The organism is Shewanella sp. K8 (genome assembly GCF_028823715.1).
Taxonomy (GTDB): domain Bacteria; phylum Pseudomonadota; class Gammaproteobacteria; order Enterobacterales; family Shewanellaceae; genus Shewanella; species Shewanella algae.
The window spans coordinates 1-12,345 of the sequence record NZ_JAPEHY010000058.1 but is presented as its reverse complement, the minus strand read 5'-3'; the positions used below and the strand labels follow the sequence as shown (position 1 = coordinate 12,345).

Annotated in this window: 10 protein-coding genes; 4 read left to right on the top strand and 6 right to left on the bottom strand. The window is 52.1% G+C overall.

Features of this window, described 5'->3' with window-relative positions; translation table 11 throughout:
* Positions 1-76: 76 nt before the first annotated feature.
* Positions 77-523 (bottom strand): GNAT family N-acetyltransferase, encoded by a 447-nt coding sequence (locus ON072_RS20395; RefSeq protein WP_037466951.1) that lies wholly within the window; start codon positions 521-523, stop codon positions 77-79.
* Between the two features lie 311 nt (positions 524-834).
* Between ON072_RS20395 and ON072_RS20390 the strand changes: the two genes are divergently transcribed.
* Positions 835-1,242 carry a hypothetical protein gene (locus tag ON072_RS20390; protein WP_144161911.1) on the top strand — a complete coding sequence of 136 codons (408 nt, stop codon included), beginning with the start codon at positions 835-837 and terminating at the stop codon, positions 1,240-1,242.
* On the opposite strand, the gene ON072_RS20385 is transcribed toward ON072_RS20390, so the two are convergent.
* Positions 1,236-1,958 carry a helix-turn-helix domain-containing protein gene (locus ON072_RS20385; protein ID WP_261753222.1) on the bottom strand — a complete coding sequence of 241 codons (723 nt, stop codon included), beginning with the start codon at positions 1,956-1,958 and terminating at the stop codon, positions 1,236-1,238. The two genes, ON072_RS20390 and ON072_RS20385, sit on opposite strands and share 7 nt — an antisense overlap.
* A 228-nt stretch (positions 1,959-2,186) precedes the next feature.
* On the opposite strand from ON072_RS20385, the gene ON072_RS20380 reads away from it, so the two are divergent.
* Complete coding sequence (locus ON072_RS20380; protein WP_274626162.1) at positions 2,187-5,306, top strand: NAD(P)-binding protein; 3,120 nt, start codon at positions 2,187-2,189, stop codon at positions 5,304-5,306.
* A 92-nt stretch (positions 5,307-5,398) separates the two neighbouring features.
* On the opposite strand, the gene ON072_RS20375 is transcribed toward ON072_RS20380, so the two are convergent.
* Positions 5,399-7,066: a GGDEF domain-containing protein gene (locus ON072_RS20375; RefSeq protein WP_117200879.1), complete on the bottom strand. Its 1,668-nt coding sequence runs from the start codon at positions 7,064-7,066 to the stop codon at positions 5,399-5,401.
* Between the two features lie 228 nt (positions 7,067-7,294).
* Positions 7,295-7,810, bottom strand: coding sequence for a GNAT family N-acetyltransferase (locus ON072_RS20370; RefSeq protein WP_261753220.1), 516 nt, complete (start codon positions 7,808-7,810; stop codon positions 7,295-7,297).
* A 231-nt stretch (positions 7,811-8,041) separates the two neighbouring features.
* On the opposite strand from ON072_RS20370, the gene ON072_RS20365 reads away from it, so the two are divergent.
* Positions 8,042-9,025: a DUF4382 domain-containing protein gene (locus ON072_RS20365; protein WP_096142620.1), complete on the top strand. Its 984-nt coding sequence runs from the start codon at positions 8,042-8,044 to the stop codon at positions 9,023-9,025.
* A gap of 110 nt (positions 9,026-9,135) precedes the next feature.
* Here ON072_RS20365 and ON072_RS20360 read toward each other — a convergent pair whose 3' ends face one another.
* The gene (locus ON072_RS20360) at positions 9,136-10,506 is read right to left on the bottom strand and encodes a magnesium transporter (protein WP_071238247.1); all 1,371 of its coding nucleotides are present in this window, start codon (positions 10,504-10,506) and stop codon (positions 9,136-9,138) included.
* A 121-nt stretch (positions 10,507-10,627) separates the two neighbouring features.
* On the opposite strand from ON072_RS20360, the gene ON072_RS20355 reads away from it, so the two are divergent.
* Positions 10,628-11,119 (top strand): glutathione peroxidase, encoded by a 492-nt coding sequence (locus tag ON072_RS20355; RefSeq protein WP_028779821.1) that lies wholly within the window; start codon positions 10,628-10,630, stop codon positions 11,117-11,119.
* 322 nt (positions 11,120-11,441) lie between these two features.
* On the opposite strand, the gene ON072_RS20350 is transcribed toward ON072_RS20355, so the two are convergent.
* Complete coding sequence (locus tag ON072_RS20350; RefSeq protein WP_025887223.1) at positions 11,442-11,636, bottom strand: hypothetical protein; 195 nt, start codon at positions 11,634-11,636, stop codon at positions 11,442-11,444.
* Positions 11,637-12,345 lie beyond the last annotated feature (709 nt).

Here is a 12,345-nt window from a genome sequence, read left to right as displayed (position 1 = left end):
CAGGCCTGTAAGCCGACGCAGAGCACACATGGGACTTGTTCGCACCTTCCTTAGCACAGACGAAAGTCCACAGTAGTTAGCCGCAAGGCTGATGACTCTGGGGGATAAGCTGCAGATGCAGCTCGCCATCTTCAGTAAGCCCCAAGGATTGCCAGCCGAGATGGCGATAGAAGCCTTCGGCGCGGGTACCCGGCTCGGTACTGAGTTGCAGCTTGCTGCAGCCACCGGCGTGGAGCCAGTCAACAGCTTGCTGTAACAGAGCCTTACCTATGCCCTTTCCTTCCGCCTCTTGAGCGATAAAAAGCGCCCAAATTCTGGCATCATCACGGTCGGCACAGGTAAAGCCAAGCAGTTGTGTGTCAGTCTCGGCAACCCAGCTTCGCCGCCGGCCGCTCAGGTAACCGAGATAACAGGCATGAGTGATCCGCCCGGGATCCTGCAGGCGATTTTCGCTCACATTCAACCTCAGTGACATCATGGCGGGGATATCGCTTAACCTGGCGGTGCGTATGTTTATGCTCATGCTCGCGCTTGTGGCTAAAAAGACTCTCTTCATAGTGCTCAAATTAGCGCCAACTTAAGGTGACTGTCCAGTTGCCGAGCTCCAGTTGCCGAGAGTCCGGTTGCCTTGAAACGATTAAGGCACTGGCACCGGCATTGTCATCTTCACCAAGCACCATATTCCTTGGACATCGCCAGCACATTATGGCGTGAAAACCACACAAGTTGGCGCCAATACCAAAGCAGCACCCAGCCTGATGCGGCACCATGGTGTTGCTTAACAGAAAAGCTTAACCGGGACATCCCCCGGGATAGACCAACAAGGAGCCGAAAATGAAGCTGGATCCCAAAGAGAAATTGTTAGCCGGCAGAGTGCAACAGATATTGGGCCGAGTGCTGACCCGCGCCGATTGGCAACTGGCATTAACGCAGGACTTTCATCCGGAATATCGTCAGTGGGTAGATGGTAAGGAGCTGGATTACCGGGCCTTTTGTGCTCACATTCACTGGCTCAGAAGCCTGGTAAAAATTAGCGAAATCGGCTTTGAGCAGCTCATTTGTCAGCAGCAAAAGGTGTTTTCCTGTCATAGAGTGGCGGGAGAGAAAGCCGATGGCAGCCGATTCAGCATCAGAGTATTGGCCCTGTTTCAATTCGAGGCCGAACGTATTATCCGCACTGACGAGATGAGTTGTGTGTTAAGCGGCGATGATAGCGCCAAGCGGCTGGCGCAGAGCTACTGAGGATATGACTGGCGCCGGAAGAAATTGTGATAAGCCGCCGAAAACGCACTGAGATTCTGATAGCCAAGCTCCAAAGCCACCTGTGTCATCGGCTGCCCTTGCCGCAGTCGGCGCTGGGCTTCGAGCATAAGGCTACGACGGCGCCAGTCCTTAAAGCTCTCCCCCAGGCACACACGGAACAAGCGATTCAGCGTCCGCTCGGAAGCGCCGCAGTGCTTGGAAAAATCCTCTAGACGCAGCTTAAGATTGGGTGAACGCTGCATGGTTTCGATAACTGGCAATAGCCTGGGGTCCAGACTCTGGTAAAGCGGCTCGAGCCGGCCTTGAGGCTGAAGCTGACACAGATTATCCTGCAGCACTTCAAGATAGGCGGCCTCCTTGTCTTCAGTGACAGTTTCCAGTCTTTGCAGCAGCGCCGACCACAGTGGACTGACGCTCATGGGCGCAGGTCCTTGATGCAATCCATGAGACTGCCAATGCTGCGGCAATACCTCGGGCCGCAAATAGAATAAACTGCAGCGTGTATGTTTCAGCAATCTATGAGCATGCTCGCACCCGGGCGGCAGGTACAGGAGTTGACCGCTGAGCAGCAAGGACTCGGCTTGGCCACTCTCCAGCAAAACCGCGCCATGATACAGATAGATAAGCTGACCGATATCGTGGCTATGGCACCCTGTGGCGTCGCTTTCACTGTAGTGTCTCAATAAATGCCGCATCGCTTTCCCTTATCTCCTTGCCTTGACACAATCTTCCGGCTCATGCCCGGAACGCAAGCATAGCGGCGACGTCCCCTTTCGCTCAAGCGGGCTTGGTTCAAGGTTCCCACAAAGAGCAAACCACAGGCAACAGGACTGCAATTGTAAGATGCCTGAATATACGCTAGGTTTATTCAGTTAATTCAGCCAGATAAATCTGGCAAACGTCAGTACACAAGGATGGTCGCCATGAACGAACAACGCCCCGACTTTATCTACCCTCCCGGCTCAGTGCTTATGCACTCTCCTCTGGTGTTAACCCAGGCCGATATGTACGGCTTTTTCCTCAAGGGCAAGCTTGCCAATTTACAACAGAGTGTCGATCAAACCCTGAACCGGGTCGCCAACAACAAGATGCATTTCAAGGTGTTGTCTCCTTATGTACTGACAACTTTCACTCAAATCGCCAAGGCTTATTCCAGTGTCGAGGTGGATCGCAACAAGGGTTGGATTCAGGAAACCGATATCATCACCTGGGTGATGGTGGGCAAACAGGCCGGTGCGGATTCCGGCGAAATCAGCGAAATTCTGTTTCAGCCGCTGCATATCTGGGTCAATGATGCGATGGCATTGATCAATGGCCGCGAGCTGTTTGGTTATCCCAAATACGCCTGCGAATACCGGATGCCTGGCGTAGATGAGCCGCTGACCGAACTGTCGTTGTCGGCCAAGAGTTTTCAAAAATTTTCCCCGGATGCCGAACTGGCAATGGCACCACTGCTCCAGGTTAAGTGTAGGCCGCAGCAGGAGAATGCCCTCTCTCCACTGGAAGCCATAGGCCAAACCTGGGACTTTATTCAGGCCCAAAGCGACTTTATTCCCGATCTGGATGCTCTTGGAGCCGAGCAGGTATTCGAACTGCTGTTCAAACCGGCGGTGGAGCAAGTTTTCCTGAAGCAGTTCCCCGACGCTTCCGGTACCAAGGCGGTATATCAGGCGCTGCTGCAGGCGCCGGCCAGAGTCAACAAGGTGCATCATCTGTCGCTGCTGGATAACTCCCTGGTGGCCACCGTCTTTGCCAACGACAGCTTCCCGCTGGCCGACACCCTGGGGGTACAACTCGGCGAGCAGCAGGTGCTGCTGCCCTACCATGTGAACTTTGACTTTGAGGTACCGCCGGGCGAAGTGTTGGTGGACAACTCTGTGGTCAAAAAAGAGAAAATTGCCATTCTCGGTGGAGGCGTTGCCGCCATTACCGCAGCCATGTGTCTGACCGAACAACCCGGCTGGCAAAACCGGTACCAGATAGATATCTATCAACAGGGCTGGCGCATTGGTGGCAAGGGAGCCTCCGGGCGCAATGCCGCCATGGGGAATCGTATCGAAGAGCATGGGCTGCATATTTGGTTTGGTTTCTACCAAAATGCCGCCGCTCTGATGCGCAAAGCCTATGAAGAACTGGGGCGAGCGGATGACGCGCCGCTGGCCAGCTTTGTCGAAGCCTTCAAGCCCCATAACTTCATTGTGCTGCAGGAGCAGATAGAGGGTCGCAGCCTGAGCTGGCCCATAGAGTTCCCGCCCATGCCGGGTATCCCCGGCGACAGTACAGAAACCCTGACGCTGTGGAAATTGGTCAAGGCGGCCTTCTACTGGATCCGTCAATGGTTAAAACAGATGGATGAAGTCGATGAGGCCGTGGCCAAGGATAGCCCCAGAGACTGGTTCTCCCGCGACTGGTTTGAACGCCTGAACGATCGCATCGAAGAGGCGCTGGATGACGCCAAAGATAGCCTGGAAACCCTGGGGGACAAGCTGGAGTGCCGCTTCAACCAGCTGATAGGCCAGGAGTGTGACGATCACAACCACGACACTGTCGAGGACGATGGCCTAATCGAGAGTGCCGTCGATATACTGCATCGGCGTCTCAACCGCCGCTTTGGCGATCACTTGAGTGGCAATGACGAGCTCAGGCGCCTCTACATAGGTGCCGACCTTGGTTTGACCATACTCAAGGGGATGTTTGTCGATGGGGTATTCAAGGGCGGATTCGATGTTATCAACGGCTATGACTACCGCGAATGGCTGCGTCGCCATGGCGCCAGCGAGCGCTACACTGTCGATTCAGCACCGGTCAGGGGCTTCTACGATCTGGTGTTTGCCTACGAGCAGGGCGATTTCTCCCGCCCCAATGTGGAAGCCGGCACCATAATCCGCTCCATGCTGCGAATTGCCCTCTGCTACCAAGGGGGCGTGATGTGGAAAATGCAGGCCGGCATGGGCGACACAGTATTCACCCCCTACTATGAAGTGTTGAAACGCCGCGGAGTGAATTTTCACTTCTTCCATCAGGTACAACAGCTGCATTGTCAAGGGCAATCCGTCAGCAGCATAGAGATAATGGAGCAGGCCAGCCTCAAACCCGGACTCAGCGAGTATCAGCCGCTGGTGGATGTCAAAGGACTCGGCTGCTGGCCAAGCGAGCCTCTGCTATCACAACTGGATGAAACTCAAGCCAGATTAATTGCCGAAAACCGGGTCAACCTGGAACACTTCTGGAGTGATTGGCCGCAGCTGTACCAGCAAGAAACCGGCCACGTTCTGCCGGTGAAACAGCTGCGTAAGGGGATTGATTTTGACAAGGTGATCTTCGGTCTATCCATAGGAGCCGTTCCTCATGTGGCTAAAGAGGTGATGACCCAAAGTCCGGCGCTATCTCAAGCTGTGGCCAAGGTGCAAACCGTGGCGACCCAGGCCTATCAGTTGTGGCTCAACACAGATCTCAACGGCCTTGGCTGGCAACTTTTTCCGACTTCCGGCGAAGAGCCTGTGCTGTCGGCCTTCAGCGAGCCCTATGACACCTGGGCCAGTATGGATCAATTGATTGACAAAGAAAGCTGGCCGATAGGCAGCGTCAAAAATGCCAGTTACTTCTGCTCGGCGCTGCCGGTTGCCGAATATCCACCCAGAGAGCAGAGTGACTTTAACCAGCAAATGAATGCCGTGGCCAAGTCCGGGGCTCTGGGGCAACTCGAGCATCAAATAGGCAATCTCTGGCCGGAAGCCAAAAATGGCTTTGTCTGGGATTGGCTGCACGACCCGGAGGAACGTCAAGGACAACAGCGCTTTGACAGCCAATACTGGCGTGCCAATGTCGACCCGTCCGAGCGGTATGTGTTGTCGGTGAAAGATAGCTCGCGTTTTCGCATCACCACAGACGGTACTGGGCTGGATAACCTCTATGTCACCGGCGATTGGATAAAAACAGGGCTGAATGTGGGCTGCGTCGAAGCCGCAACCATGGCGGGTATGCACACCTCCAAGGCTATCTGTGGCTATCCGCGCCATATCAAGGGTGAGGAAGACTTCTGATAGGCATCCAGGCGAGATTTAGCCTGTTGACTCGGCTTTGGACTTGCTCCTGACTTAGCCCAGGAATTAGTCCCGAAATTAGCCCCGTGAGTTTAGCGGGGCAGGCCTTCGGCTGCTGCAAGTTGTCTGGCGTGCAGCTCACGGCGACGCAGACTCTTGCACTGATACAAGTCTTTGTCGGCGGCGCGGACCCAATCCTGGATCTTTTCTTTATCTGTACTGGTGGCAGAGCCATGATTGACACAGAGCTCGGCAAAACCTTCACTGGCAATACGCTGCTCCAGCCTCGGCAGTAAGTTCTGCAGTTGCTGCGCCTCGGCTTCCGGCAACAGCAAAGCAAAGTCATCGCCACCGATACGAAAAGGCTTTAACTTGGCCACAGACCAGCTCTTTAGCTCTTCGGCTATCGCCAGCAGCAATCTGTCCCCTTCCCCATGCCCCAGGGTGTCATTGACCCGTTTCAGCCCCTCAATATCCAGCAATACCAACATATATCCCGGCTTGGGCATGCCACTACTCAGGCAAGTATCCGCCAGACTCTCATCATAGGCCAAGCGGTTGGCAAGACCTGTGAGGCTATCACTGCGGGCTCGCTCCCAAGCGATGCCCAACTTGCGGATATACTCCTGGCGCTCTTCCGACAAGAGTTTGAGCTTGCTTGCCAACGCCAAGGACAGCAGCAGAGCATCGGCAGTGCCGCCCAGCAGAGTCGCCAGCTCGGCATACTCAAAGAAGTCCGGGGTGATACCCATGTTACCGGGCAATATGATGATTGCCGGCAATAGCAAACAGCTGAAAGCCATGATGAAATAGCGTGCCGGCGAGAAGCCTTTCATCAGACAGACATTACCGCAAACTATCGCCAGTCCAATCCAGAGCATGATAAGTACGGAAGCAATAATCGCCGTGTAGGACAAGAGCCAGATACTGGTAGGCAGAGCCAGCACACAGGCCCACAGCAAGATGCGACTGAGGCGCCAAAGTTTGGGCGAATAGAGAGAAAGCTGCAAAAAATTGTTATAGAACAAGATGTTCAATATTGGCAGACTGATAAAGAACAGGTGGTGCAGCTCGAGTTGACGGAACTGAAACAGGTGCACCGGCAAGTGGAAGGTCAAGGCCCAGCCGCAGAAGTAGGCCAGCACATAAAGACCGTACCAAAAAAACGCCTTGTCACGGGTGGTAAAGAAGATGAACAGGTTATAGCAGGCGATAAAAATCAAGCCCCCGAGGCATAGCACCACGGCTGTGGCATGCCTGTCGGCACTGAGTCTGTGTTCCCTTTCCGGTGCCAGGCGGATCTCGGGTGCCGATGAGTAGTAACGGCTCTCGACCTTGACCACCAACCAATAATCTATCCCCGGCTTGATGGTGAACCGCCTGCCGTAATCAAACAGATACTGATAGTCGGCATCATAGCCAGAGTGGGCTTGTTGCATGCTGCCATCCTGCCCAAGCAGCAGAAGGTCGATGGATTCTATGATGGAGTTGCGTACGTCTATGACCCAAGTCTGTTCACGACTGGCCACCCGCAAAGGGTTCACCATCCAGTAACTGCCACCACTCAAACTCAGGCTGGTTTCCTGTTGAGCTCGGATCCAGGCAGGTACCCCCTCGAATGAGGTCGGAGCCAGCTGTTGTGGCTCAGCCTTCAGAATGTAGCTGTTGTCGAGCACCTGAGCGGCCCAGGCACCAACACTGAACTGGAGCAGAACAAACGCAAGCAGTAGCCTGAAAAGGTAACCTGGGTGTTTATCCATATTGAAGGGCGAACGTTTGTCTGTCGGCAAATCGATTTCCGTCCAAGACCATGGCCGTATCCTTATCCCTGAGCACAAAAACGCCCAAGGCACTGAATCTATTTTTATTGTTGGTGATTTAACTCTATTTCGGCTAATGGCATTTTGCAATCTGGCTCACGGCATTCGTGACAAAATTCTGTCAGGAAACGCAAGTTTGCCACGAGCTGATGACAAAAAAGTGTAAATTCAGTCGATTCTGACCCTATCCCCTACCAACTTGAGCATTTCTGCAGTGACATCCACTTGGTCATCCAACACTAAAAAGTACCAACCCACGGTATTGCCTGTGCCCCTGATACTCAGATAATTACCCCAAAACTGCATCCCGGACTTGAGCAAGTTGTCACGACTGGCACGATTCTCTTCTCTAACTGTAGCAAACAATAGCCGAATCCCCATTTCCCGGGCGATTTGGATCCGCTTTCGCGTCAAGGCCGCCGCAATCCCCCGCCGTCTGTACTCAGGATGCACCATTAAATACCCAAGCTCGGCGATATCTCCTCGCCCGGCCTTAATCACAGCACAGCCCACCAGCTCCCCGGTCCCGTTTTGCGCCACTATCACGGCACGAGAGGCCATAAAGGCCTGATGATCCAAGGGGTGAGCATTATCATCGCGGCTGTCCACTAAAGCGCAAGCAGCAGCAATCAGATCTGGACTTTGGGCCAGGGAAACCGTGATTTCCTGGGCTGAATTAGGCATAGATACTCCTTTGGTGACTATACTTGGCGGATATGTGAGCTATTGAAGGCCCCCCCCATAAAACTTAACCTCGGCTTAACCAGATTAACGTATGGCTACAGGTAAAAGCCGCAATTGGTTAGTATGTTAGCCCCATTGAGGGAGTTTGTGGCAGACAACAAACATAATTCTCTGAGTAACCCCCGGTAATCGGGTAGCTGTCACGCTCCGGGAACAACAAGAGGAACCAAGATGAAAAATCGTATCTCGACTATTGCACTGCTTTGCGGTTCAGGCCTATTACTGGCGGCCTGTGGTGGTAGTGACAATGACACCCCGCCGACACCGACGCCTGATACCGCCAAAGTCAGCTTTGCCGTGTCTGATGCCCCGGTCGACAGCGCCGAAAAAGTGGTAGTGGCATTTGACAAAATTGAGCTGGTAAGAGCAGGACAGGATAACATCATCCTCGAGGTCTCCGGCGCCAATGGCGAGGACTACCGCCAACTGGATCTGCTGGAATATCAAGGCAGCGACAGCGCCCTCATCCTCAGCGATGCCGAGTTGGAAGTAGGCACTTATTCAGAACTCATCCTGCATGTATTGGATGAATCGGTCGGTTCAGATCTCAGCTATGTGATCGACGAAACCGGTCAAGTGCCACTCAAACAACCCAGTAATAAACTGCGTTTGGGCAGCTTTGAGGTTGGCAGCGCCGGCGTTCAGCGTTTTACCATAGAGTTTGACCTGCGCCGTAGTCTGGTGGAGAACCAAAATGGCCAGCGTTACAACCTCAAGCCTCATGGCGTGACTATAGTCGACAACGCGACTGTGGCTTCATTGTCCGGCCAAGTGGATATCAACCTGTTCAACGCCGGTGAATGTGCTGCCGATAGCGGTAACTTTGTCTACCTCTATCCCGGCCACGATCTGGACCCAACACTGCTGACCGACAACCTGGATCCGGATGTCAATCAGAATGCCGTACCAGAAGGTGCCGTAGTGCCTTACAACTCGGTCGAAGTAGAGTATGAAGTGGGTAACTTCGGCAAATACGCCTTTGGCTTTATTCCCGCCGGGGATTATACAGTAGCCTTCAGCTGCAGCGCGGAAAATGACGATCCAGAGCAATATGATGGTCTTATCATTCCCAACCCTGCCCCTCAGTTGCATCAGGTCACCCTGAGCAACCAAACCGACACTGTGCAAGATTTCAACGCAATTGTTGCCCAGTAGCTTTCAAAACCTTTTGTGAAAGGGAGCCTGTGCTCCCTTTTCTTTTGACTGTCTTCTATTGAGCCCACTTTGCAGAAGTGGTCAATGCTGCGCCATAAAAAAGCTAACGACTATAGATACAGTAAGGTTGCCAATCCAAGGAAGGTGAAGAAGCCGACAACATCCGTGACCGTGGTCAGGATCACTGAGCCTGAAAGCGCAGCATCCTGATTGAATTTCTGTAATATCATGGGTACTGCCACCCCGGCCAAGGCCGCAACCAGCATATTGACCAAAATTGCCACGGCTATCGTCATACCAATCAGGTTATCGTCAAACCAGAGCCCGGCCACCAAACCTATGAGTATGGCCCAGAGAATGCCGTTGAGTGCCCCTATCCCGAGTTCGTTCTTCATCAAGGAAAACAGGTTGCCTATGGAAATCTGTCCCATCGCCATGCCGCGGATCATCAGGGTCAATGATTGCGAGCCGGCAATACCACCCATAGAGGCCACTATCGGCATCAATACCGCCAGCGCCACTACTTTTGCCAATACATCCTCGAACAAACCTATGGTGGCAGAGGCCAAAAATGCCGTCAGCAGATTGATCCCGAGCCAAATGGCACGGCGACGCGCGCCCTTGACGATAGGCGCAAACAGGTCATCGGATTCATCCATACCGGCCGAAGCCATCAAACGCGCTTCATAGTGTTCTCGCACCAAGGCGGTTGCCGTTCGCAGCGTCAAGCGGCCGATTAAGGTGCCTTCTTCATCGACCACCGGCAGTTCAATGTCTGAGCTATGCTCTATCGCTTCGGCCGCCTCTATCAAGGATGAATCGGCCGACAATACCCGGCTGTCCGGTTCAATAAGCGAAATAAGCTGGGTTTGTGGATCCTGGCGAAAAATCTCATAGCGACTGACGGTCCCCTGGTAATGATTATCCTCATCCACCAGATAGAGATTTTCGCAGCAATCCAAGTCAATGCGGCGGAAAAAACGCTGCGCCTGTTCCACCCGGCTTTTGTTACTGAGCACCAAGGCCTGATGTTCTGTGTAACGGCCTATTTCATTTTCCGAGTATTGATCATAAAGCTCGTAGCGCTTGCGTTGCCGCTCACCCATTTGCGCCAAAGCGCGGTCGATAAAGCTGTCGGGCAGATAATCGCTCCACTCGATCATCTCTTCAGCTGACAGCTGCGCCAGCAACAGATCCACCTCTTCCACAGACATCTGCCTAAGAAGGCTCATCCTGGGTTCGGCGCGCATCAAGCTGAGCACAGCCGAGCGCTCGGCAAAGGCTATCTGATTCCAGCGCTCATAGCGTTCATCCAGCGGCAAGGACTCCAGCAATAAGGCTATAGTGCCAGGTTCGGCCTCTTCAAGGATCTCACCAAAGATCTCGGCCTGAGCCTCGCCCTCCAATAGCGTTAACTGCTGTACCACCTGCCCCACTTCTGCTTGAGGTTGAAGCTCCGGCTCGGCTGCTGTTTGTGTCACTCAACTCTCCTCTCTTTCTTCTTGTTGGTATGCGCTTGGACCAACAATTTAAATTGCACACAAATAAATTACTGACAATGAAACTTGTGATATATAGTAAAGACTCAACCAAGGAGCCACTATGTCTAACTCAATATACGCTATCCCACTGGAGAATATCCAAGGACAACAAACGGATCTCAGCGAATTTCAAGGCCGGGTCATGTTACTGGTCAATACCGCCAGTGCCTGTGGCTTTACTCCTCAGTATGCCGGATTGGAAAGCCTGTATCAGGAATTCAAAGACCAAGGCCTGGTTGTACTCGGCTTTCCCTGTAACCAGTTTGGTGCTCAGGAAAAGGGCAATGAGCAGGAGATCCAGTCCTTCTGCGAATTGAATTTTGGTGTCAGCTTCCCACTGTTTGCCAAGCTGGAAGTCAATGGCCCCAATGCTCATCCCTTGTTTAAACTGCTCAAGCAACAGGCCCCTGGCGTGTTGGGTTCGGAAGGGATTAAATGGAATTTCACCAAGTTTCTGGTCGATCGCCATGGCAAAGTCATCAAGCGCTATGCTCCCACAACCAAACCCGAGGCTCTGCGTGAACAGATTCTCCAGCTGTTACAAGATAAATAATTAATTGAAAAATAAACCAATTAAAAAAACATGATTATTTTTCGCCATTCAGGGGGAACCAAAACATCACTAAAGACTCCAACATAGTGAGCAGTGAATTTACTTTTTCATGTTCATCATTCTCCCTAAGGGGCTTCTAGCGCGGCCCCATTGATCTTCGATAGATCATAAGGCAGTCCTTAATGGCTGCCTTTTTTTATGCCTGCCGGCTCCCCAAGAAAAATCTCTTTATGGCTGAACTTTTTCTCTCCGAATGGCTCTGAATAAGTGAAGCGATTTTAACGGTTTCATCATCATCTCCCTTTGGACTGAGATACTGGAGCTAGCGCACAAGATCTTTGTCCCCTGCATTTTTTAGGCAGTCCTTTGGACTGCCATTTTTATTCTCTATTTTCATGCTGTTTGGGGACTTCCCTTTAATCATGCTTGGCATGTCGCAGATAAAAAATTTATCCACCAGGGAAACTTTTTCGTCAAAGCCGACTCTGAATAACTGAACCTTTTTCAAGTGTTTCATCATCACCTCCCTTGGATGGGAGCCCGACGCTAGCGCAGCGGGTTTTCATTCTTTGCATGACTTAGTTTTGTACGAATTTGTATGGCAGCCCCTTGGGTTGCCATTTTTTTATCCCCGGTTTTTCATTGCAAACCAAGGTCAGCAAAAAAATTTCTCTTCCAGGGAAACTTTTTCGTCAAAGCCGACTCTGAATAACTGAACCTTTTTCAAGTGTTTGTTTCATCATCACCTCCCTTGGATGGGGGCCCGACGCTAGCGCAGCGGGTTTTCATTCTTTGCACGACTTAGTTTTGTACGAATCAGTTTTGTACGACCTTGTATGGCAGCCCCTTGGGTTGCCATTTTTTTATCCTACAGCTCAACTCATTCGGATAGATAAATAGTTAATGCCAATATTGCCATTCAAGAAAATGAAAAGACTGAGTCAAACTCACTGTAAAATCATAATGTGACAGACTTTTTGGGGATCTACAGATAGGCGTGAAGCAAATAAAACTGAATTATTTTGCTTGGTGCGGGAACTCGCGGAAAAATCGGCAGTCAGAATTAGTGAACCGAGTGTTTCATCATTATCCTCCCTTCAAGATGGTTTCTAGCGCACCATCCAGAGTTTAGATTGAACTCTGACAGCGACCCAAATGGGTCGCTTTTTTTAGGTTCATCGCAGATTAGCGTGGACTGGAAATGAAAACGGTTGGAGAGTTATTGT

Coding starts and splice junctions, on each gene's coding strand:
- ON072_RS20395 (WP_037466951.1), bottom strand. CDS start 523: ATGAGCATAAACATACGCACCGCCAGGTTAAGCGATATCCCCGCCATG.
- ON072_RS20390 (WP_144161911.1), top strand. CDS start 835: ATGAAGCTGGATCCCAAAGAGAAATTGTTAGCCGGCAGAGTGCAACAG.
- ON072_RS20385 (WP_261753222.1), bottom strand. CDS start 1,958: ATGCGGCATTTATTGAGACACTACAGTGAAAGCGACGCCACAGGGTGC.
- ON072_RS20380 (WP_274626162.1), top strand. CDS start 2,187: ATGAACGAACAACGCCCCGACTTTATCTACCCTCCCGGCTCAGTGCTT.
- ON072_RS20375 (WP_117200879.1), bottom strand. CDS start 7,066: ATGGATAAACACCCAGGTTACCTTTTCAGGCTACTGCTTGCGTTTGTT.
- ON072_RS20370 (WP_261753220.1), bottom strand. CDS start 7,810: ATGCCTAATTCAGCCCAGGAAATCACGGTTTCCCTGGCCCAAAGTCCA.
- ON072_RS20365 (WP_096142620.1), top strand. CDS start 8,042: ATGAAAAATCGTATCTCGACTATTGCACTGCTTTGCGGTTCAGGCCTA.
- ON072_RS20355 (WP_028779821.1), top strand. CDS start 10,628: ATGTCTAACTCAATATACGCTATCCCACTGGAGAATATCCAAGGACAA.
- ON072_RS20350 (WP_025887223.1), bottom strand. CDS start 11,636: ATGAAACACTTGAAAAAGGTTCAGTTATTCAGAGTCGGCTTTGACGAA.